Source organism: Mucilaginibacter sp. OK268, from assembly GCF_900103125.1.
Lineage (GTDB): Bacteria > Bacteroidota > Bacteroidia > Sphingobacteriales > Sphingobacteriaceae > Mucilaginibacter.
This window is the reverse complement of sequence record NZ_FNJV01000001.1, coordinates 1,056,962-1,080,649: the sequence shown is the minus strand read 5'-3', so window position 1 is coordinate 1,080,649 and position 23,688 is coordinate 1,056,962. Positions and strand designations below refer to the sequence as shown.

The following is a 23,688-nucleotide window of genomic DNA, read 5'->3' as shown; positions in this document are numbered from 1 at the left end:
CAGTTAACTACAAGGCCTTTTTTGTATAAATACAAATGGTTAAATATGAGATTGCGTTGTCTCAGATCTCATATCTAATATCTCAAATCCAACTTACCCCTTTTTAAACTTCAAAGCTAATTGCTGCAACATATCGTTATCAACAGGCTTTGCGGGTTCTTCCTTCTTCTTAAAAGGTTTAGGTGGATATTGTGTCCTGGTATGATCGGGCTTGGCAAATTCCTTTTTAGGGTAATCTGCTTTTGGGGCATCAGTTTTTGGGGCTTGTGGTTCTGGCTTGGATTGTGCTGCTGCTTTAGCCTGGCGTTCAGCCGCTTTTTTACCATTCCAACGGGTATATATTTCTTCGAGTTTCCTTTTGGTATACAATGGAAAATCACCCTGCATCATCCAGGAGTAATAGCTTGGTTCTACGTTAAATACATCCTCAACGCGTTTACCTTTATGCTTACCAAAATTGATCAGCTCTTCACCTTGTTCGTTAAAAACCATACGACCTGCAAAATCAACCGGTTTACTCAAATTAGTGAAATTATGCAGTGCCTCTACATCACCTACAACAGGCACACTGATATTTCCTTTCTTATCCTCCCACTGCATATTTTCATAGCGTTCTATCTGCGCCAGCAAAACCTCCATAGTGGCACGGGTATCGGCTTCGGCAGAGTGAGCGTTCTCAATGCTTTTATTACAGTAAAACTGATAAGCGGCTTTTAATGTACGCTGCTCCATCTGGTGAAATATATTTTGTACATCCACAAAATGACGTTCATCCAGACTAAATGATACTCCCGCGCGTAAAAACTCCTCCATCAGCATCGGTATATCAAACTTGTTAGAATTGTAACCGGCCAAATCGCTTTCGCCAATAAATTCTGCAACCGCCTCCCCTATCTCTTTAAACAGCAATTCATCCTTGATGTGCTCATCATAGATACCGTGCACCAGTGATGACTCCAAAGGAATGGGCATACCAGGATTAACACGCCAGGTTTTTACTTCCTCGCTGCCGTCCGGATTTAGTTTTATTACAGATATTTCAACGATACGATCGGAACCAATATTGGTACCGGTTGTTTCCAGGTCGAAAAAAGCAAGAGGGCGTTTTAAGTTTAATTTCATTTTAAAAGTATCAATAGTAGATGGTACAAAGGTCGCAAATGTCCTAAAAAGAATCAGCAGAATAAATTTTTTAATTTATTTAATATAAACGTTTTATTTTTAATTTAATACCTTCCTATTTTATCACAATATTTCATGAAGAAACTTTTACTCATTACTCTTTTATTCATTGGTATACAACACCTTGCAACTGCACAAGACTTTAAAGAGGGCTTTGTACAGGAAGAGGTAGACATGCAACGCTATGATAAAGATACCGCTGCCCACGCCGTATTTTTAAATGAATTTGGTAATTCGAGGATGGATGTAACCTCAGACGATCATATCGGGATCATTTATAGCTACCATGCTAAAATAAAAATATTCGATAATAAGGGCTTTACCAGCGGCACTATCGAGATACCTGTACATAATAGTGACAATGTATCTGAAGAAGTGACCGACATAACAGGTACCACTTACTATAAGGATGATAATGGAATGATGCAAAAAGTGGATCTTGACCCTAAAAAGATATTCAAGGTAAAAGATTACAAATATCAAAGTACCATTAAATTTGCACTGCCTGGCTTGCGTCCGGGCTGTGTTATTGAATTCAGGTACAGACTTACCTCCCCTTTTTGGGACAACTTTCGCAAATGGGAGTTTCAGGACGATATCCCCAAGATCTATTCCCAGTATGAAGTTCATATACCCGGCTTTTGGACCTTCAACGCATCATTAAGAGGGCCATACAAACTTACAAAAAGCACTTCCGAGCTTGAGCGCGAATGTTTTACCTCGCATGGATCAAAAAGTGACTGCTCGCACCTCGTTTACGGGATGAAAGATATACCGGCTTTTGTGGAAGAAGACTACATGACCTCGCCAAAGAACTTTTTATCCGCTATATATTTTGAGCTTGTGGAGTGGACTAATCCTTACACTGGTGCTAAAACCCGTGAAACCAAGGAATGGAAAGATATAGACCATCAGCTTAAAATTGATGAGGGATTCGGGTCGCAAATGAAGCGAAAAGATCTAATGAAGGAGCGTATCGCACCGGTTATAGTGGGCAAAACCACCGAAATGGATAAGGCTACAGCCATTTATGCCTACCTGCAAAAGTGGTATAAGTGGAACGAGTATATTGGCATATCCAGCTCAGAAGGTATTAAACATGCTATGGACGCCCACACCGGCAGCATTGCCGATATCAACCTTACCTTGATCACCGCGTTAAACGCTGCAGGTATTAATACCGAGGCTGTATTATTATCAACCCGCGAACATGGCAACATCAATACGCTATACCCGGTAATAAGCGACTTTAACTATATCGTAGCTAAAGCCAACATCGGTGATAAATCATATTACCTGGATGCCAGCGACCCTTTGTTATCTTTTGGGGTACTTCCGCTAAAATGTTTGAATGATAAGGGTCGTGTGATAAGCCTGAACAAACCCTCATACTGGGTTGAGCTAAGTTCCTTACAAAAGACCAGCGAGATTCACACTCTTGATCTTACACTGCTTGACAACGGAAAGATCAAAGGTACCATCAGTAATTATTATAATGGATATAACGCTTATTTAAAACGTAAAGCGATCAAAAAATTCAACTCCATTGATGAATATATAGAGGATCTTGATGCAAAATTGCCCAAAATAAAGATATTAAAATCAGACATCACTAACCTGGATACCCTTAACCAACCCCTCGGAGAAGTACTGGAGGTTGAAATAGATGCCTTTGATAATATGAACAAGGCCCGCCTGATTTTTAACCCCTTCTTTTGGGAAAAAAGAACCAATAATCCTTTTAAACTTGCTGAGCGTGATTACCCGGTTGACTGGGGCATGGCCAGCGACAACAGGCTTGTTATAAATATGCATCTGCCAGCGCAATACACTATTGACACCCCACCACAGGTAGTGGCTTTTGCTTTACCCAATAGCGGGGGTATGTTTGTTACTAATTATGAGAGTCATGATAACGAGTTTACTTTTTCAAATATCATCCGGTTCACTAAGGCTATTTATACCCCCGAAGAATATCCTTACCTTAAAGAATTATATAACAAGATAGTCCTTACAGAAAAAACTGATATGGTCTTCAAGAAAAAATAATGAGAGCTCCTTTATTACTATTTTTTTTATCCATCATAAGCCTGGGCGCCAGCGCGCAGGACAATTATGATGTATCTCTTATCTCCAAAGATCTGTTGCCTTATGCCAGCGCGGTAGTGCGCAATAATGAGGTGAGCGTTGAGGTAAAAGATTATGACAATACACTTTATCATATCAAAACCGCGGTTACCATTTTAAATAAAAATGGTAACGATATAGCGGATATTGTGGTTTGGCACAATAAAAGCCGCGTAATAAAAAACATTAAAGGATTGGTTTACAACCAATTTGGCAAACAGGTTAATAAGTTTTCAGAAAGCGATTTTGAGGATGTAAACGCGCAGGATGGATTTTCGTTATTTCAGGATTTAAAGGTCAAACATTATAACCCTGCTGTAACTGATTACCCATATACCATTGTTTATGAATATGAAGTAAAATCAAAACAGTCACTTAATTTCAGCGATTGGGAACCCAACTCAACTACCGGACAGGCTGTTGAAAAAAGCTCGTATACATTTAGCTGTAAACCCGATTTTAATATCCGGTACAAAGAGATCAATATGCCCGTTAAAGTAGTTACGGGTATTAATAAAGATGGTTATAAAACCTATACCTGGCGGGTTAATAACTTAAAAGCAGTTAAGGACGAACCTTATAGCCCTAATGAAGATAAGTACCTGAGCAGTGTTAAAATAGCCCCCGAAAAATTCAGTTACGAGGGTATTACCGGGTCGTTCAATAACTGGAAGGAGATGGGGAAATGGATATATGATAAACTACTGGCCAGTCGTCTGCAGGTACCTGGTGCTACAGCATCTTATATTAAAGAACTTACCAATGGTATCACCGATCCAAAATTGAAAGCCAAAAAGATATACGAATATATGCAGGGTAAAACCCATTATATAAGCGTACAGGTTGGTATTGGAGGGTATCAGCCCTTTTTGGCTGCTGATGTGGATCAGCAAAATTATGGTGATTGTAAGGCATTGGTGAATTATACCCAGGCCTTACTTAAAACCGTAAATATTGATTCCTATTATTGTATTGTGGAAGCCGGCAGCCGCAAGCAAAGCCCATTAAGTGATTTTGCCAGCATGAACCAGTTTGATCATGTTATTTTATGCCTGCCTTTTAAAAACGATACTACTTTTTTAGAGTGCACCAGCCAGAAAATACCGTTTGGCTTTTTAAGTGACTTTACCGACGATCGTACCGTATTAGCCTGTACCCCTGAAGGTGGAAAATTACTTCACACGCCCAAATATACGGCTCCAAACAACTTGCAACAGCGTAAAGCCACCTTCGTTTTAGATGTGCAAGGCAATTTATCGGGCCAGATGCAAACTATTTTTAAAGGTACCCAATACGATAACCGGGAAGGAATAATTGAAGAAGCACCCAAAGAGCGGATAAAAAACCTACAGAAAGAATACGCCATCAACAATATGGATATTGAAAAAGTAGACTTTAAACAAGATAAGAGTCTGCAGCCTGTAACTACCGAAACCATTAAGCTTAATGCAGGTGAGTACGGATCTGTAAATGACAGAAAAATAACTTTCCTGGCCAATGCTACCAACAGAACCCACATAGTTCCACGTGAGGTACGTAATCGCCGTCACGAAGTATATATTAACCGGGGCTATACAGACGAAGACGAAATCGTTTATACCTTACCGCCAAACTATCATGTTGATCTGCGCCCTGCCGATGTTTCCATTAGTAAACCATTCGGTAAGTTTTCGGCAATTATAAGCGTAAAAGGGAACGAACTGGTATATAAACGCCGCGTGCAGCTGATTGACGGAACTTACAGTAAGGACATTTACCAGGACCTGATTGATTTTTACCAGGCCATTGTAGAAAGTGACGACAACAACGTTACCCTGGCTAAAAGTAACTAAATATCACAATGCCAAGTATGATGCCGATGATCATCACCAGATAAAGCAAAATCTCGTTACCTGCAAAACGCTTATATTTAGTCCAGAAGGAGTAATTCTCTTTTTGATCTGACATAATGCAGCAAAATTACCAATTAAATTAAAACTACCGGAAAATAGATATGGTAAATGAAGATGAAATAAAAAAAGAGTTTCAACTGGAACGGGTTATACTTTTTAGTGATGCCGTATTCGCTATCATTATCACCATTATGGTTTTGGAGATAAAGCTACCCGAAAGCCTGCATCATGCCAGTGCCCGGCAAATAAATGAAGCATTCACCAATCTGATACCTAAGTTTATTGGCTATGCTTTCAGTTTTGCGCTAATTGGCAGCTTTTGGTACAGGCATTTACAGATCTTCAGCTTTTTAAAGGATTATAATGTAAGCCTGATTGTTATGAACCTGGTCTTCCTGTTTTTTGTTTCTATGTTCCCTTTTGCGGTTACTTTTATAACCGCTGGTTTTGATCTCATCAAATACAGCTGGGGATTGTTCTCCTATATCGGCATTATCTTTTTGGTTACTTTATCACAAACAGTGCTTGTCTATTATCTCCTAAAAAATAAAAGTCTGCTTTGTGTAAATGCAGCCAATATGGAAACTGTGCTTAAATGGAAGGTACAACGCATCAACTTTATTATTATCCCACTGGGCTTTGTTTGTATGGCATTGATCACCTGGCTTGAGCTTGATACAAAACTGCTGCTCTATTTCGTGGGTTTATATGGGATACTGATAGCCGGACTTAACAGAAGATACTTTCCGGATCAAAACAACTCGGCACCTATGCTTTTTCGGCACTTCAGATCGCGTAGAAAAACTGTTGCAAAACCCGTTAAGAAGGTAGAACACAAAAGTAAGCGTTAAATCAACAGGTTATTTCCCGGCACTGGCATCCGTTACGCTGGTATCCGCTATGATGGAGCCTGCACGCGAAAAGTATTTATATATAGAAGGATCGCGCAGACGAACAATGATCACTCCCCTCCTGGAACTAGCGTGCACCACATATCCGTTCTGCAGATATACACCCACATGGCTAAACTGCTTACCGTCAAAATCAAAGAAAACAAGGTCGCCTTCTTTCAGATCCTCTTCATATTTGCGTTTGATCACGGTGATCTGCTTACTGGTCATCCGCGGAATGGTAATACCATAAACCTGTTGCTCCAGTAAAAAAGCAAGACCCGAACAATCAACGCCATCTTTATCCAGGCCACCAAATTTATAAGGTACCCCCATCCATTGGTCGATGAATGTGTACAGACGGCCATTTTCAATATCGCTCCTGTCTACTCCCATGATTTGCGAATACTTATCCGCCATTTCTGTCCTCGGTTTCACAATTTCGCCGGGCTGCCCTTTCATCGCAGCCTTACGCGAATGACAGGAAGTTAGCACCAATGGCACAAAAAACACGGCAAACAAATAAAGCAGATGGCTATGTTTAGTCATGAAGTAAAATTATACTTAAACCATAGTTATTTAATATGGATATTTTTAACATATTAACAATAAATGGATGTGCAATATATAGATGTGCAAATATGCAGATGATGATTAACGCCAATACCAATTAAAATCTGCACATCTGAAATCCGCACATCCGCATATCAAAACTTAGGGGACTGGGGGGCTAAGTATTTCCCGAACCAATCAATGTAACGCTGTGCCCGGTCAACCTGATAGCTTGGTATACTGATACCATGATACTGCCCCGGATAAAGCACCAGCTCGGCTGGTACACCTTGCGATTTAAGTGCCTGGTACATTTGCTCGCCCCCTGCGGTTGGTACGTTAAAATCTTTCAAACCCGACATAAACAGGGTTGGGGTCTTGATCTTATCTGCATGAAAAAACGGATAAGATAGTTTAATATACTTATCAGCATTCTTCCATGGAACGCCCAATTCATTATCATACTGAACTACCCATTGATCACTGCCATAAACAGATAATTGCAATGCGCTCCCCGCTCCACTTGCCGCGGCTTTAAAACGGGGATCTGTAGCTATGGTATAATCTGTTAATATGCCTCCATAGCTCCAGCCGCCAATGCCCAGTCGTTGCGGATCGGCAACGCCCGTTTTTACCAGTTCATCAACCGCGCCCAGCAGATCTTTTACTTCTTTGTTACCCCAATCGGCATAAATGGCTTTGGTATACTCTAAACCCCTGCCGGTACTGCCCCGATAGTTAACAGCGGCTACAGCATAACCTGCACTGGCCAGCACTTGCCTGGTGGCATCAAACTCAAACTCATCCTGGTCGGTTGGCCCACCATGGATATATAAAATAAAAGGCAATTTCTGGGTTACAACGCTATCCGGAGTATATAATATCCCCGACACCAGCGTACCATCGCTGCTAAATGATTGAAAACCTTTCACGTAGGCCAGTTTAACCTTGCTCAGCCATTTATCCTGGTGAAAGGTAAGCCGACGTATCTTACCATTTTCAATAGCCACTAACTCATGCGGCATATGTGGATTGGTCATCTTGGCTATCCAGTTGCCCGGCGAATGGGCTATCAGGGTTTCAAAACTGCACTGGGCTCCTTTATTAATTATAGTGGATTTATGAAGCAACAAATTGTACTGGACCACATACCTGATCCGGTCATTACTTACCAGGTAAACTATGTTCTTACCATCTTTACTCCAGGCATGATTACTCACTGGTCTGTCCAATTGTGCGGTAAGCATCTTATTATTTTTACCATCCGCATCCATGAGGCAAAGTACATCATGCTGATAAATAAAATAATCGGCATCGCTGGTTGAACGCAGGTAAGCGATATATTTACCATCGGGGCTCCATAGCGGCTTAATATCATGACCTGTAAAAGTGGTTAATTGTTTGGCCTCGGCCCCGCTTTTGGCCTCAATGGTAAAAATGTCCGAATTTTCGTTTTTGTCGGGATCATCGGTATGGTTACTTACAAAAGCTATGGTTTTACCATCCGGGCTCCAAACCGGCGAGTCGTCGTCCATATCTCCCTTAGTTAGGGTATCCAGTTTTTTGGTGTCGATATCATACACATACAGATGTGAGTGTAAATGCTGCAGATAACCCTCGATATCCTGTTTAAAATGATAGCGGTCAATTTTTATAGGGGCGATGGTTTTGGGTGCGGATTTACCGCCATTTTCCGGATCTTTGATGATCAGCGCCAGCTTTTTACTATTCGGAGACCATGCGTAATCCTGCAACTCCCCTTTAATATCGGTTAACTTATGTCCCTCGCCTCCCCTGCGATCCATCAGCCAAACCTGTCCTCCATTTTTAGAATCTTTTTCAGATAAAAACGATAAATATTTACCATCGGGGCTCCATTTTGGTGTTGAAGAAGGTTCATCATCAAAAGTAAGCTGGATAGACTGCTTACCATCATAACTCTGCATCCAGATGTGTGATATCCTTTTATCCTTAGCCGAGTCGACCTCAGCCAAACTATAGGCGATCCATTTGCCATCGGGTGAAAGCTGCGGATCATCCAATGTAGGGATATGATAAAAATCGGTTGGCTTGAACGGCTTTTTAACGGTTTGGGCTAAAGAACCCCTGCAAATAAATACAGCTATAATAATAAACAGTATATTTTTATTCATGTGGCCAGTTTTATTATTTCACCATCGTCTTATCAGTAGATGAGCGTTGGTGAAGTTAGCTATCAGAGTATAGTGACAGTTCGGGTTTATTTTAAGTATTTATTATACCAATCTACATAACGCTGTAACCTGTCAACCAGGTAGCTTGGCTTGGTAAGGCCATGGAATTGGTTGGGGTACAGTATCAATTCTGTTGGGACTCCTTGCGATCTCAGCGCCTGGTACATTTGCTCACTCCCCGCTGTGGGAACGTTAAAATCGCGCAAGCCAGACATAAACATCACCGGTGTTTTTATTTTATCAGCGTGAAAAAACGGATAGGATAGCTGTATCCATTTATCGGCATTTTTCCAGGGCAGGCCAATTTCATTTTCGTACTGCAACACATACTGGTCGCTTCCGTAAACCGATAACTGCAAGGCACTGCCCGCACCACTGGCGGCAGCTTTGAAACGGGTATCAGATGCAATGGTATAATCGGTCAAGATTCCTCCGTAACTCCACCCGCCAATACCTAAATGATCTGGATCGGCAATTCCCATTCTTTCCAGGTGATCAACAGCGCCCAATAAATCTTTTACTTCTTTATTACCCCAATCGGCATATATGGCTTTACAGTAATCAAGTCCGCGACCATTGCTTCCCCGGTAGTTTACGCCGACTACAGCATATCCAGCTGCGGCAAGCATTTGCCGGGTAGCATCAAAGGTATACTCGTCCTGCCCCACGGGGCCGCCGTGTATAAATAATATCAGTGGCAGTTTTTTACCGGGGATGCTATCTGGTGTAAACAATATACCTGATACCTGTGTACCATCTGAACTGTTTGATTGGAAACCCGACACATGGGCCAGTTTTACTGTATTTAACCAGGACTGATGATGAAAGGTTAAGCGCCGAAGTTTTTCGCCCTCTAAAGCAAATATTTCTGCAGGAGTATATGGATCGCTTTTAGATACCACCCAATTACCTGATAAATTGGTATTGATATCGGTGATACAGAACATCCCTTTACTTACGGTTGCTATTTTACCGTTGTTAATATTAATACTGGCCAGATAACGCTCCCGGTCGTCCGTCACTAAAAATGATATGTTTTTATTGTCCTTAGCCCAGGTTTGGTCTGAAACCGGTCTGTCGAGCTGTGCTGTCAGTACCCGGTTGTTGGAGCCAACCGCATCCATGATACATAGTACACTCTGGTCATACATCATATAATCAGCATCACTTGTAGTACGCAGATAAGAGATATACCTGCCATCGGGACTCCACTGCGGGTTACTATCCCTACCTTTCCAGGTGGTTAACTGTAACATGGTAGAATTGGGCCGGGCATCGATAGTGAAAATATCCTTATTCTGATTCTTATCCGGATCAACGGTGCGATTACTTACAAAAGCGATAGTCCTGCTATCTGGTGACCATACAGGAGAATTTTCATCCTTGTCGCCTTTGGTAAGGGTATCCAATTTTTTAGTAGTTACATCAATCAGGTACAAATGATCACGTAATTGCTGCAAATATCCTTCTACGTCTTGTTTAAATTGATACCTGTCAATTACAATAGGTTTGGGTGTTTTAGGTTCTTCCTTGCCTTTGTTTTCAGGATCACCTATAACCAGCGCTATTTTTTTACTATCAGGCGACCATGCATATTCACTCAGACTACCTTTTACATCCGTCAGCTTAAAACCTTCACCTCCCCGCCTGTCTATCAACCAAAGCTGCGAACCGTTTTTGGAATCGCGCGAAGAAAGAAAGGCCAGGTACTTGCCATCGGGGCTCCATCTTGGTGACGAAGCAGCCTCATCACCATGCGTCAACTCTATTGACTCTTTACCATCCCAACTCTGCATCCATAGGTGCGAAACGCGTTTGTCTTTAGCCGTGTCAACCGTTGATACACTATAAGCCACCCATTTACCATCCGGAGCAAGCTGAGGATCGCTCACTGAAGGTATACGGTAAAAATCAATTGGTTTTAAGGGTTTCTTTTCCTGAGCCGATACCAAACAGGCCGCGGAAAAAGCAATAACAGACAATAAGGTTCTTTTCATAAGGTGTAAAGAATACAGGGGGGTAATTTAGTAATTATGCGGCATAAACCTCACCTAAATCCTCTCCAAAGGAGAGGACTTTGATTAGCAAAATTCAATTAGCAATAAACTGAATATCTGAGTATATATTTTTAGGCTATGCACATTATTACATGAGGGCTTCGCCGTTTAGGAGGGGTTATATCACCCCTGCCTTTTCCAACTCTACCTGCATTTGTTGCTGCATACGTTGCGCTTCGGCTCGGGCGGCATCGGCAAAGTCTTTCCCGTTACCGGCATAGATAATAGAGCGCGACGCGTTCACAATGAGGCCGCAATCTTTAGTGATACCATAGCGGCACACTTCTTCCAGGCTCCCACCCTGCGCGCCAATACCAGGCACCAGTAAAAAATTATCAGGGGCATATTTACGAATATTGGTAAACTCGGTGCTTTTGGTAGCGCCAACTACATACATGATCCTGTCGGCGCCGGCCCAGGTATTGGCCTTTTGTATCACGGTTTCGTACAAATAACCATCACCTGTTTGCAGGTATTGAAAATCCTTACTGCCTACCGAAGATGTAAGTGCCAGCAGAATGATCCATTTACCCTCATAAGCCAGGTACGGGGTCACACTGTCGTTACCCATATAAGGAGTAATGGTAATGGCATCAAAGCTCATCCCCGAAGCTTTTTCATCAAAAAAAGCCTGCGCGTATTTATCAGAGGTATTACCGATATCGCCTCGTTTGGCGTCTATTATATTTAAGGTATCGGTAGGCAAATACTTCCAGGTGTCAATCAAACTTTGCAGCCCTTTTATTCCATAGGCCTCATAAAATGCCGCGTTGGGTTTGTAGGATACGCAAAGATCCTTAGTGGCATCAATGATCCTTTTATTAAATTCCAGTATCGGATCGGGGTAATCTTTTAAAAATTCGGGGATCTTATTAATATCAGTATCCAGACCAACACATAAAAAAGATTTTTTCTGTTTGATCTGTTCAATTAGCCGGGCGCGTGAAATCATTAATGCTTAAATATTTTGAATGTCAAAAAAACTAAAAAATTAGCTTATATGCGGCCAATTATCAGATATTTATTTAATTAATTTGAAATTATAAATTATTTGATTACAATTGCAACGTTTTCCTTTGAATTTTTCTTGCACTAAAGAAACAATTTAAAACCCCACGTTATTTATTACAATAATATTTACCTGGATTTGGATGTTTACTTATACAAAGTTTCAAGATCAATTTCTTTTAATAATTCTTCATGTTTAACCACTAAAACTCACATGGGGCTTTATTACCGTCAAGAGAACAAATTACAACATTAAAAATCCCATTGAACTATAATTCATATCATGTCTGATAAAATAGAATTGAACGACAAACTCGTTTCTGAGTTGCGCGAAATTGCAAAAAATTTAGGTATTGCCGAGGCTGACGAACTCAGAAAGCCACAGCTAATATCCCGCATCATTGAACAACAACAGCTTATTGAGGCTGCCCGCGCTCAACAAAACATTGTTGAGTCAAACTATACTCCTACTAACGCTCCGGCCGAAACAGTAGACAAAGCACGCAAAAGAACCCGTGTACTAAAACCCAAAACACAACCACGTGTTGAAGTACCTTTAGATGATACCAACCTGTTTGATATACAGGATGAAGAACAAACTGAAGAAACCGAAAACGAAACACCTGCGGTAGCAGTTACCGACGAAACCCCGGCAGTTCAACAAGGTGAAACCACTCCCAGGAGTGAAGAACCTTTAACCGAGGGTCGCCCGCAAAAATTTGACAGGCGCGCCAATGCCAATGGTAACGGCAATCAAGCCCAGCAAAAAAACCAGGAACCTGCCATTAACCTTGATTTTGATAATGTAATAGTAAATGAGGGTGTTCTGGAGATCATGCCCGATGGTTATGGTTTTTTACGCTCATCAGATTATAACTACCTTACTTCGCCCGATGATATTTATGTATCGCAATCACAAATAAAATTATTCGGTCTTAAAACAGGTGATACCGTTCGTGGTAGCATCCGTCCGCCGAAAGAAGGCGAAAAATATTTCCCGCTGGTACGTGTGGAAGCCATTAATGGCCGTATCCCGGCCGAAGTGCGTGACCGCGTACCTTTTGATCACTTAACACCACTTTTCCCATCAGAAAAACTGAGTCTGTTTACAGATGCCGGCAACTATTCAACCCGTATCATGGACCTGTTTTCGCCAATTGGTAAAGGTCAGCGTGGTTTAATTGTAGCCCAGCCAAAAACGGGTAAAACCATGTTGTTAAAAGATGTGGCCAATGCTATAGCTAAAAATCACCCCGAAGTTTACCTGATCATCTTATTGATCGATGAGCGTCCGGAAGAGGTGACCGATATGGCTCGCAGCGTACGCGCCGAAGTAGTTTCATCAACTTTTGATGAACCTGCAGAACGTCACGTAAAAATTGCCAACATCGTATTGGAAAAAGCAAAACGCATGGTTGAGTGTGGTCATGATGTAGTAATCCTGCTGGATTCTATCACCCGCCTGGCCCGTGCATATAACACCGTTGCTCCTGCATCAGGTAAAATATTATCGGGTGGTGTTGATGCTAACGCTTTGCACAAACCCAAACGCTTTTTTGGTGCAGCCCGTAACATTGAGGATGGCGGTTCATTAACCATTATCGCTACAGCGCTTACCGAAACCGGATCAAAAATGGATGAGGTTATTTTTGAAGAGTTTAAAGGTACAGGCAACATGGAGTTACAACTGGATCGTAAACTTTCAAACAAACGTATATTCCCCGCTATTGATATTACCGCTTCAAGCACCCGTCGTGACGACTTACTGCTTGACCGCGACACTTTACAACGCATCTGGATACTACGTAACCACCTTGCCGATATGAATTCGCAGGAATCAATGGAGTTTTTACAGGCCCAGATAAAAGGCACAAAAACTAACGAAGAATTTTTGATTTCAATGAATTCGTAATATTTTAGTATTTATGAAGTTATAGGTAGATGAAATTTTAGAATCAAGAGGCAAGAATCAAGAGACAAGCCCATTTAGGTTATCTTGACTCTTGATTCTTGCCTCTTGATTCTTTTCAAATAAAATTATTATCTGTAACTTCATAAATACTTAATAAAATCCTGATAACTTCATGGCCTGATAATGAAGAAGCGCGTTAAGAAACATCTCCCCAATGCCATTACCTGTGCCAACCTGTTTAGCGGCTGTATAGGAATAGTATTTGCTTTCCAGGGCAACCTCATCATAGCTGCCTACGCTATCTTTCTTTCTTCTATATTCGACTTTTTCGACGGACTGGCTTCAAGGGTGCTTAATTCCTATTCATTTATAGGTAAAGATCTGGATTCACTTGCCGATATGGTAAGCTTTGGCTTTTTACCATCGGCCATATTATATGAGTTATATTTAAAAGCTCCGCAAATTGACCATATAAGTCCTTATTTGTGTTATGTCGCATTTTTAATAACGGTATTCTCGGCTTTACGCCTGGCCAAATTCAACAATGATACCCGCCAGTCTGATAGTTTTATTGGCCTGCCAACACCAGCCAACGCTATATTTATTGCTTCGCTTCCACTAATTATTCAGCAGTACGAAGATTTAGCTCATTACATTCTAAATCCTTATATATTAACGGGGTTAATTACAGTGATGTGCATATTACTGGTGTCTGAAATACCGCTGATGTCGCTTAAATTCAAGAACCGCGACTTTAATAAAAACATTTTCCGCTATTTACTGCTGTTGTTTTCGGCAATACTGATTCTATTTTTTAAATTTGTGGCAGTTCCGGTGGTGATATTTATATACATCACTTTATCTTTAATTCAATTTAAATTCACAAATGACAAAATTCCAGGCTGAAATAGACGTAATGCCCAAAAAAGAAATACTTGATCCTCAAGGAAAAGCAGTAACCGGAAGCATGAAAAACCTTGGTTTAGCCGAAATACAAAATGTACGTATCGGTAAACACATTACCCTCGAAATTGAAGCCGACAGCGCCGAAATCGCACACGCCAAAGTAGATCAGGCCTGCAAAAATCTATTAGCTAACCTGATCATGGAAAGCTATACCTTCAAAATACAACAAGTAGCTTAAAGATAGCTAAAGGCATAAAGCCGAGAGCTTAAAGCAAAAAAGTAAAATCAATTTACTTGTAGAGCATATAAAAAATTAAGGCAATCTAATTGATTGCTTTAATTTTTTACGCTGAATTTTTGTGCTTTTGGCTTTCAGCCTTAAGCTTTCCGCTCTTTACAGCTCCGCTTCTTTCTCTGCTTTTATTTGTTGGAGAGTTATCAAATTGGCATTTACCAATTGTTTTACCTGGTTAAATTTTTCCATCACCTCGCTGGAGTCGGGTGCTCCTTCTTTACAAGCTATTTCAATCTCCTGTAAAGTTTCCTGGCTAATAGGCATACCAAAAAAACCCAGGTTTGGCTTTAGTTTGTGCGCGGCTTGTCCGGCGGCGGCCCAGTCTTTACCAGCCAGGGCATCGTCAATAGCACTCAGCAATTGCGGGGTTTGCTGCAGAAACATTTCAATCGACTCCACAATAAATTCCGTACTGCCATCCGCAATTTCGTACAAAAAAGAAAGGTCGAGATCCTGGCCCGGTGAAATATCCGCCATACAAATTTATGTTTTACTAAAATTATACTTTTTTTACAATCAAATTGTCTATCAATTCATTTTTAAGTTGTAAAATATTTTTATGCAACACCGGATGAACAAAAGCAGCAGCTATTTCGGCCAAAGGCTCTACGGTGAACCGTCGTTTATGGAGTTCGGGATGGGGAACCTGCAAATCGGGTTCATGGATGATCTCATCGCCGTAAAACAAAATATCAATATCAATAGTTCGCGATCCCCATTTTTCTTTACGTTCGCGCCCCAGCAAAATCTCTATAGCCAGTATTTTCTCTAATAATACCCTTGCCGGTAAGGAAGTATCCAGTTGTATTACCTGGTTCAGGTAATCGGGGGCATCGGTTTTACCCCATGATTGTGTCTCAAATACCGATGATCGCTTTATAACAGGGGCAATCTCCGCTTCAATATGGTCAACTGCCTGTTTCAGAAACAATTTCCTGTCGCCAAGGTTACTGCCTAAAAGTAAAAAAATGTTATTCATGTTGTAACAAATATTATAGAAACGGCTCTTAACATTATCGGTATTGAATTACTAAGTTTGCATAGATAAAAAGATTTATAACATTAATGAAACAATTCTTCAAATTCGTTCTGGCCACCATTGTTGGTGTAGTTTTAATCACCGTTATTTTGGTTTTGGTAGTGATAGGGATAATTTCCGCCAGTGGCGATAAAACAATTGAAGTTGAGCCCAATTCTGTACTGCATATGGCTTTTACAAACCCCATAACCGAGCGTACACCTAACAACCCTTTGGCCGGCTTAAGTTTTTTAGGATTGGATAAAGATAAATCAACAGGCTTAAATGATATACTGGCCAATATTAAAAAGGCCAAAGCCGATGCCAACATCAAAGGAATTTTCCTGGATGAAAGCTACATGGTATCCGGCCAGGCTACTACCGAGGAGATCCGCAACGCCCTGATCGATTTCAAAAAATCGGGCAAATTCATCATAGCTTATTCAGAAATATATACACAGGGCTTTTACTACCTGGCATCAGTTGCCGATAAGGTTTATATGAACCCCAAAGGTATTTTTGAGCTCAAGGGCTTTAATTCGGAGGTTACTTTTTTAAAGGGAGCGCTTGATAAATTGGGTATCGAGGTACAGATCATCAAAGTGGGTACTTTCAAAAGCGCTGTTGAACCTTTATTTTTGACTAAAATGAGCGATGCCAACCGTTTGCAGGTTACCTCCTACCTGGGCTCCTTATATGATCATTTTTTAACCGGTATCAGCAAAAGCCGCGGCATTAATAAAGATTCTTTATTTAATTACGCCAACAACGGCCGGGTACAATTACCTGAAGATGCTCTTAAATTGAAGCTGATAGACGGCTTAAAATATAAAGATGAAATACTGGATGATCTGAAAGCGCGCACCAATACCGAAAAGAAAAACGACCTGAACAGTATTGAACTGGCCGATTATACCAAGAGCAGCGCTGATAACGATAATAAAGATGAGGCTACATCATCCAAAAACCGGATAGCCGTTGTTTATGCATCGGGCGAAATTTCTGGTGGCGAAGGAGATGACAACACCATTGGCTCCGAAAGAATATCAAAAGCCCTGCGCAAAGTTAGGCTTGACAATAAAGTAAAAGCGGTAGTGCTTCGTGTAAACTCTCCCGGTGGCAGCTCGCTGGCTTCGGATGTGATCTGGCGCGAGGTTATGCTGACCAAAAAAGTAAAACCTATCATCGTTTCCATGGGCGATTTAGCGGCATCGGGCGGTTATTATATTGCATGCGCAGCCGATTCTATCATCGCGCAGCCCAATACTATTACCGGTTCTATAGGCATTTTCGCCATTTTGCCAAACATGCAAAAGCTTTTTAACGATAAGCTGGGTGTTACCTTTGACGGTGTAAAAACCGGAAAATATGCCGACCTGGGTGATATTAGTCGCCCTTTGACCCCCGACGAAAAGCTGATATTGCAAAACAACGTAAACCGTGGCTATGATGACTTTACCAAAGCCGTTGCCGAAGGCCGCCACAAAACCCAGGCATACATTAACAGCATAGGTCAGGGCCGTGTTTGGACTGGCGAGCAGGCATTAAAAAATGGCTTGGTTGACCGTTTAGGCAATATCAATGATGCCATAACATCGGCTGCTAAAAAGGCCAAAATTAAAAACTACAGCCTGGTAACATATCCCGAGCAAAAAAGCTTCTTTAATCAGCTAAGCGGTGATGTAACCGCGGAGGCCCGCACCCGGATACTGCAATCAGAACTGGGTGATAATTACAAAGTTTACGAACAAATTAAAGGCGTTACCCAAATGATGCGTACCCCACAGGCCCGCATGCCTTATAGTATAGAAATAAAATAAGTTTTCCAGTTTATATTTTGATTAAAGCTGCTTGTATGGGCAGCTTTTTTTATTTTCAGATGGCGGTAGGTATCCCTCTTAATATTGCGTATTTTTGTATATACAACAGCCCGGTTTTCCCGCGATAAAGGAAAACCGGGCTGTTTAGTTAAGAGAAAATACAGCCCAAAAACGGGCCATTTTACACATAGTTTATTGAATATCAATATTTTAATACTTTTTAAACCTTTCAAAACCCATCAAAAATTTGTTAAAAAGTGTTAAAATGGCGTTAAAACTTTGTTAAAATGAGTAAATGCAACGCTTTTTTGCCCTGTTTCGACTAAAAAAGTGTTAAAATTTAAAGTTTAAAAAGTTTTCGGGGCTAAAAGATCAACCTATTGAACCACCGAACTAATGAATTATTGAACTAAAAAAAGCAAATGGCTTTTTGTATTTTTACGACCTCAATACTATTATGGAAAATAAACCCATAGCCCGCACGCTTCGTTTACTATCGCAACTCATGGAACTGCATGAGGGTAACCCATTCAAAATAAAATCGGTGGCCAATGCCGCCTTTAAAGTTGATAAGCTGCCCTTCCCTATTGCCGGTAAAACACTGGAACAACTGGAAAAAGTAGACGGTATAGGCAAAAGCATTGCATCCAAGATCATCGAACTGTTTGAAACCGGCACTATCGCCGAAATGCAGGAATTGCTGGATAATACGCCAGCTGGGGTGGTTGAAATGATGGGCATTAAAGGTATCGGTCCTAAAAAAGTGGCTATTATCTGGAAAGATCTGGGTATAGAAAATACCGGTGAGCTGTTCTATGCCTGTAATGAGAACCGCCTGATAGAGGCCAAAGGCTTCGGACTTAAAACCCAGGAAGAAATACGCAAAGCTATCGAATTCCGGATGGCCAGTAACGGCAAGTTCCTGTTTGCCCAGGTGGAGCAGGAAGCCAATGAGCTGATGGACGAGATAAAAGCCATTTTTCCGGATGCACTGAAACATTTTGCGGGTGAATTTCGCCGGTTAAGTGAAATCATCACCGAGATCGTGATCGTTGTTGGCAGCATAAATCAGGAAGTAGCTTATAATGCCCTGTTAGAGTCCAAGATCTTGAATAACGTTTCATTGAATGAGAACCACATCTCAGGCGAACTGCACAATGGCTTACTGGTGGATATTATTTGTGTCGATAAAGCCGATTACTTTAATGAGCTATTCATTAATACAGGTACAGATGATCATGTTCAGGCTGTATTGGAGCGCATTAACATACCACTGGAACAACCTGAATCTGAAGAGATCATTTATACCAAAGCCGGTTTAGCCTGGATACAACCTGAACTGCGCGAGGGTACTACCTTTATTGAAAAGGCCGAAAAAAATGAACTGCCTACCCTGATCATTACACACGATTTGAAAGGCAGCCTGCACAATCACAGTACCTGGAGCGACGGGGTAAACACGGTTGAAGAGATGGCGCTTTATTGCCGTGATAATTTAAAACTGGAATACCTGGGCATGTGCGATCATAGCAAAAGCGCGTTTTACGCCAAAGGACTGAGCATTGAACGGGTTTTACAACAACAGGAAGAGATTGACCATTTGAACAAAAAGCTCGGTGATTTCCACATTTTTAAAGGTATCGAGTCGGATATTTTGTATGATGGTTCTCTTGACTATCCTAATGAAATACTCCAAAAGTTTGATTTTATAGTAGCATCCGTGCACTCCATACTTAAAATGGATGAGGAAAAAGCCACTTCAAGATTGATCACAGCCATTGAAAACCCGTATACCACCATACTAGGTCACCCCACCGGCCGGCTATTATTGAGTCGCGGCGGCTATCCGATCAATTATAAAAAAGTGATCGATGCTTGCGCGGCCAACAATGTGGTGATTGAAATTAATGCCAACCCGTTAAGACTTGACCTCGACTGGCGCTGGCACCAATACGCTTTAGAAAAGGGTGTTTGGCTATCTATTAACCCGGATGCCCACCGTGTAGAGGGTTTCCTGGACATGCGCTTCGGTGTTTTAGCCGCACGCAAAGGTGGTTTATATAAGGAGATGTGTCTTAACGCCCTATCATTACCGGAGATCACCAAAGTATTTGAGAAAAAGAGGGCGGCAGTAAAGTAGAGCAAGGATAAAAAGAACAAGGAGCAAGGATTCAGTAAATATAATTACCTGATAAGCATAAAAATGAAGATACTGGTGATCCGCTTTAGTTCGATGGGGGATATTATTTATACCACACCGGTTGTACGCTGCCTCAAGAAGCAGATACCAGGAGCCGAGATCCATTTTTTAACCAAACCGGCTTTCCAGTATATTTATGATAGTAATCCTTATGTAGATAAATTACTATTGCTAAAACCCACACTATCAGCAACTATTAATGAAATAAAAGCTGAACGATACGATTATATTATAGATCTGCACAACAATCTACGTACTGCCATCATCAAACTACGCACAGGTATCCGGTCGTCGACGTACAAAAAACAGCCTGTAAAAAAATGGCTAAGTTTAAAGTTTAAATTAAAGCTGATCCCGCCTACTCACCTGGTGGATCGTTATCTTAAAGCGGTTAAATTTTTAGGTGTGGTTAATGACGGGCAGCCTATTGATTATTATATCAAAGCTGATCATCAGTTAGATAATTTGTTACCTGCATCGCACCAGGCTGAATATGTGGCATTTGTAATTGGAGCCACGCATTTTACTAAACGCATGCCTAATGATAAGATCATCAGCATTTGTCGGCAACTAAATAGCCCGGTAGTACTGTTAGGAGGTAATGATGTAAAAGCTAACGGCGACATTATTACCACTACAGTTGGCGCGAAAGTTTATAACGCTTGTGGTGTTACCTCACTTGATGAATCAGTTTTCCTGGTATCCAAGGCTAAAAGTATCATTGGTTTTGACACCGGTCTTACCCATATCGCCGAGGCTTTTAACAGGCCCATAGTATCTGTTTGGGGAGGCACTGTACCGGATCTTTTGGGTGTGCAACCCTATATGGTTAAAGATGTGCTAGTTGCCGGCATTGAATTATCCTGCCGCCCATGCTCCAAATTCGGTTTGGAGAAATGCCCATTGGGCCACTTTAAGTGCATGAATGATATGCCCGAAGATGGCATTGTTCAATTTGCGAACAAATAGACAAAATTACTGATAATCAGAAACTTACATTAAAATAAACATATCAATAGAATGTTTTCTTGGGCGATTGATTAATTTATTTACTTTTGTTGGTAAATTATTAATCTTATCACTTTGTATGAAAAAACTCCTACTTTCCCTGCTCTTAGCGGGTGCATCACTTGTAACCTTTGCCCAGTTACCAACAATCGGAATTAAAGGTGGTGTTAACTTTGCCACCTTAAATGCATCAATTGGCGGTCTTAGTGCTAACTCTAACTCTTTAACCACTTTTAACGCGGGCGTTTTTGTTGATTTTAAATTTGGTAATGTTTCCTTACAACCTGCTCTTAACCTTAGCGGTAAGGGTGGAAAATTTAACGGAGCCTCTTTTACCGATAACAGCGACCCAAATGTTGATGTTGAGATTGAACAAGGTACAGGAAAAGTCAACCTGCTTTATTTACAATTACCTGTAAATATCGTGTATCATGTACCGGTGGTTGTTGGTGATATCTATTTTGGCGCCGGACCTTACGCCGCAAGAGGAATTTCGGGCAAAATAAAAGTAACCGATCCTCAAAGCGGACAAACTGCAAGCGAAGATGTTAAATTTGGTGGCAATGACGACAACAGTATTAAATCTATGGAGTATGGTGCCAACGCCATCGCTGGAATTAAACTGAAAGGCGGCTTGCTTTTTAATGTAAATTATGACCTGGGTTTAACTAACATAAACCCAACCGCCGACAGCGGCAAATTAAAAACCCGTGTATTTGGTATTTCTGTAGGTTACGCGTTTTAAGCTAGTCTATTAAAAACAGATTAAAAAAGAGGGTTTATTCGGGCCCTCTTTTTTATTTATAATATCAAAAACTTATTAAAGCTTTGCTGTTATCTTTATAAATAAACCTATACTGAAACATGAAAAAACTAATTTTAATTCGCCATGCCAAGGCAACTCATGAAAGCGGTTATGTGGATTTTGACCGCCCTTTAAAACAATCCGGAATGCAGGATGCGTTACTGATGGCCGACGTTTTAAAAGATCGATCTATTGTTCCTGAAATAGTGGTGACTAGTCCGGCATTACGCACTTTAACTACAGCGCAGATATTTACCGAACATCTCCAATTGCCGCCCTCACATACCGATATAAAAATATACGAAGCAAGCGAACGTACCCTGGTAAATGTGATCAATAACCTGCCGAATGAGTATGGATATATTGGCCTGGTTGGTCATAACCCGGGTATAAGCCAATTATTACACTACCTGACAGGTCAATTGCGTGATGTACCTACCTGCGCTGTTGCATTGATCAGTTTTGATAACGATGATTGGCGTTCCATCAGTAATGAGGACGGGCATTTGTCCTTTTATGATTCACCGAAGGGGTAGATGAGGTACGTCACACGTTTTAAGTTGTACGTAATATCTAATCTATCAACCAACTATTAATCAAATACCTAACGTATAACGTATCACATACAACCTCCCCTTAACTCACTTTATAAGTTTTCCCGGGTAATGATTGGATATAACCCTGCATTTCCATATTAAGTAGATTCATTGCCAACATACTCATAGGCATATTGGCTTTGATGGTAAGATCATCGATAGCCAAAGGTGATTGGTGCTGTTGTAAGATGTCAAATATTAAACGCTCATCTTTCGAAAGGTCAATGGGTAAAACAAACTGATCAATTGGTTTAGCTTTATCTGCTTTTTCCCAACCCAAACTAAAGGCCAGGTCGGCTACACAGGTTAGCAAAGCCGCTTTATTATTACGTATCAGGAAATTACACCCTTCAGAATATTTGTCATCCAGGCGACCGGGGAAGGCAAATACATCACGGTTATAGGAGTTAGCGATTTCGGCAGTTATTAGCGCCCCTCCTTTTATACCGGCCTCAACCACTACTGTAGCATCGGCAATACCGGCCACGATGCGGTTACGCTGAGGAAAATTCTCCCTATCAGGTATAGTGCCGGATGGATATTCACTCAGTAAGCCACCATTCTCCAGCATTTTATCGGCCGTAGCCCGGTTCTGGCTGGGGTAAAGCCTGTCGAGCCCATGACCTAATACGCCAACTGTGGATATATTATTTCTCAGGCATTCTTTATGAGCAGCAACGTCAATACCTAAAGCTAAACCACTTACTATTAAAACATTGTACTGTTGTAATTCTTCAATAAGCTGTTTACATAATAACCGGCCATAGTCGGTGGCATTACGTGTACCAACAATACTGATCACATGTTGCGGATTTAAATCCATATTACCTTTTGCATACAGTAATATGGGTGAATCACCACAGTTCTTTAGTCGCTTCGGGTACCTACTGTCTGTATAAAATATGGGTTCTATACCATGCTTTTCAATATATAATAGCTCCTTTTCGGCTTTTTTAAGGGCGTCGTCAAAGTCCCATTGGGCTACTTTTTTATCACCGATACCAGGTATCCTGGTCATTTTTACGGTGGAAGATCTGAATACCTCTTCTTCATTGCCTAAATAAGCGATCAATGATTTAGCCGATACCGGACCCAAATTTTTTACAAATGATAAAGCTACTCTGTGTAGTAATGACATATTAATGAATGTGCAAATTTCAGATAGACAGATCATCATTTAAATCTGCTATTCTATTCACATCTAAAA

At 41.0% G+C, this 23,688-nt stretch carries 20 protein-coding genes; 11 read left to right on the top strand and 9 right to left on the bottom strand.

What is annotated here, in order from left to right; all coding sequences use genetic code 11:
* Positions 1-93 precede the first annotated feature (93 nt).
* Positions 94-1,122, bottom strand: coding sequence for a 3'-5' exonuclease (locus BLR84_RS04535; RefSeq protein ID WP_090464935.1), 1,029 nt, complete (start codon positions 1,120-1,122; stop codon positions 94-96).
* Positions 1,123-1,257: 135 nt separating this feature from the next.
* Here BLR84_RS04535 and BLR84_RS04530 point away from each other — a divergent pair, with 135 nt between their 5' ends.
* Together BLR84_RS04530 and BLR84_RS04525 are read left to right on the top strand one after the other, a co-directional pair.
* Positions 1,258-3,231 (top strand): DUF3857 domain-containing protein, encoded by a 1,974-nt coding sequence (locus tag BLR84_RS04530; RefSeq protein ID WP_090464933.1) that lies wholly within the window; start codon positions 1,258-1,260, stop codon positions 3,229-3,231.
* Positions 3,231-5,141, top strand: a complete 1,911-nt coding sequence (locus tag BLR84_RS04525; protein ID WP_090464930.1) for a DUF3857 domain-containing protein — start codon at positions 3,231-3,233, stop codon at positions 5,139-5,141. Before BLR84_RS04530 ends, BLR84_RS04525 begins: the two co-directional genes overlap by 1 nt.
* Here the strand turns inward: BLR84_RS04525 and BLR84_RS30340 are convergent.
* Positions 5,128-5,256, bottom strand: coding sequence for a hypothetical protein (locus BLR84_RS30340; protein ID WP_255366852.1), 129 nt, complete (start codon positions 5,254-5,256; stop codon positions 5,128-5,130). The genes BLR84_RS04525 and BLR84_RS30340 overlap by 14 nt on opposite strands.
* 46 nt (positions 5,257-5,302) lie before the next feature.
* Here BLR84_RS30340 and BLR84_RS04520 point away from each other — a divergent pair, with 46 nt between their 5' ends.
* Entirely contained in the window at positions 5,303-6,052 is a 750-nt protein-coding gene (locus tag BLR84_RS04520) for a TMEM175 family protein (protein ID WP_090464926.1), read from the top strand.
* 9 nt (positions 6,053-6,061) lie between these two features.
* Here BLR84_RS04520 and BLR84_RS04515 read toward each other — a convergent pair whose 3' ends face one another.
* From BLR84_RS04515 to pyrF, 4 genes are all read right to left on the bottom strand, one after another.
* Entirely contained in the window at positions 6,062-6,640 is a 579-nt protein-coding gene (locus BLR84_RS04515) for a C40 family peptidase (protein WP_090464922.1), read from the bottom strand.
* A gap of 158 nt (positions 6,641-6,798) precedes the next feature.
* Positions 6,799-8,796, bottom strand: coding sequence for a S9 family peptidase (locus BLR84_RS04510; RefSeq protein ID WP_090464920.1), 1,998 nt, complete (start codon positions 8,794-8,796; stop codon positions 6,799-6,801).
* An 86-nt stretch (positions 8,797-8,882) separates the two neighbouring features.
* Positions 8,883-10,853 (bottom strand): S9 family peptidase, encoded by a 1,971-nt coding sequence (locus BLR84_RS04505; protein WP_090464917.1) that lies wholly within the window; start codon positions 10,851-10,853, stop codon positions 8,883-8,885.
* Positions 10,854-11,031: 178 nt separating this feature from the next.
* Complete coding sequence (gene pyrF / locus BLR84_RS04500) at positions 11,032-11,862, bottom strand: orotidine-5'-phosphate decarboxylase (RefSeq protein ID WP_176851960.1); 831 nt, start codon at positions 11,860-11,862, stop codon at positions 11,032-11,034.
* A 342-nt stretch (positions 11,863-12,204) separates the two neighbouring features.
* On the opposite strand from pyrF, the gene rho reads away from it, so the two are divergent.
* The 3 genes from rho to purS all read left to right on the top strand — a co-directional run bounded on the left by rho (position 12,205) and on the right by purS (position 14,977).
* Positions 12,205-13,833: a transcription termination factor Rho gene (gene rho / locus BLR84_RS04495; RefSeq protein WP_090464911.1), complete on the top strand. Its 1,629-nt coding sequence runs from the start codon at positions 12,205-12,207 to the stop codon at positions 13,831-13,833.
* A gap of 183 nt (positions 13,834-14,016) precedes the next feature.
* On the top strand, positions 14,017-14,739 hold the full coding sequence (gene pssA / locus BLR84_RS04490; RefSeq protein ID WP_090464908.1) for a CDP-diacylglycerol--serine O-phosphatidyltransferase: 723 nt from the start codon (positions 14,017-14,019) through the stop codon (positions 14,737-14,739).
* Complete coding sequence (gene purS / locus BLR84_RS04485) at positions 14,720-14,977, top strand: phosphoribosylformylglycinamidine synthase subunit PurS (protein ID WP_090464906.1); 258 nt, start codon at positions 14,720-14,722, stop codon at positions 14,975-14,977. The genes pssA and purS overlap by 20 nt, the downstream gene beginning before the upstream one ends.
* Before the next feature lie 156 nt (positions 14,978-15,133).
* On the opposite strand, the gene BLR84_RS04480 is transcribed toward purS, so the two are convergent.
* Both BLR84_RS04480 and folK read right to left on the bottom strand, forming a co-directional pair.
* Positions 15,134-15,511: an Hpt domain-containing protein gene (locus BLR84_RS04480; protein WP_090464903.1), complete on the bottom strand. Its 378-nt coding sequence runs from the start codon at positions 15,509-15,511 to the stop codon at positions 15,134-15,136.
* A gap of 22 nt (positions 15,512-15,533) precedes the next feature.
* Complete coding sequence (gene folK, locus BLR84_RS04475) at positions 15,534-16,013, bottom strand: 2-amino-4-hydroxy-6-hydroxymethyldihydropteridine diphosphokinase (RefSeq protein ID WP_090464899.1); 480 nt, start codon at positions 16,011-16,013, stop codon at positions 15,534-15,536.
* An 86-nt stretch (positions 16,014-16,099) separates the two neighbouring features.
* On the opposite strand from folK, the gene sppA reads away from it, so the two are divergent.
* The 5 genes from sppA (at position 16,100) to BLR84_RS04445 (ending at position 22,421) form a co-directional block, all read left to right on the top strand.
* Positions 16,100-17,872 carry a signal peptide peptidase SppA gene (gene sppA / locus BLR84_RS04470; protein ID WP_090464897.1) on the top strand — a complete coding sequence of 591 codons (1,773 nt, stop codon included), beginning with the start codon at positions 16,100-16,102 and terminating at the stop codon, positions 17,870-17,872.
* Between the two features lie 457 nt (positions 17,873-18,329).
* Complete coding sequence (locus tag BLR84_RS04460; RefSeq protein ID WP_090464892.1) at positions 18,330-20,012, top strand: DNA polymerase/3'-5' exonuclease PolX; 1,683 nt, start codon at positions 18,330-18,332, stop codon at positions 20,010-20,012.
* A gap of 63 nt (positions 20,013-20,075) precedes the next feature.
* Positions 20,076-21,041: a glycosyltransferase family 9 protein gene (locus BLR84_RS04455; protein ID WP_255366851.1), complete on the top strand. Its 966-nt coding sequence runs from the start codon at positions 20,076-20,078 to the stop codon at positions 21,039-21,041.
* Positions 21,042-21,159: 118 nt separating this feature from the next.
* Entirely contained in the window at positions 21,160-21,825 is a 666-nt protein-coding gene (locus BLR84_RS04450) for a porin family protein (RefSeq protein WP_090464886.1), read from the top strand.
* Between the two features lie 119 nt (positions 21,826-21,944).
* Entirely contained in the window at positions 21,945-22,421 is a 477-nt protein-coding gene (locus BLR84_RS04445) for a SixA phosphatase family protein (RefSeq protein ID WP_090464883.1), read from the top strand.
* Between the two features lie 100 nt (positions 22,422-22,521).
* Here BLR84_RS04445 and dprA read toward each other — a convergent pair whose 3' ends face one another.
* A complete protein-coding gene (gene dprA, locus BLR84_RS04440; RefSeq protein ID WP_090464880.1) occupies positions 22,522-23,619 on the bottom strand; it encodes a DNA-processing protein DprA in 1,098 nt (365 codons plus the stop codon).
* Positions 23,620-23,688 lie beyond the last annotated feature (69 nt).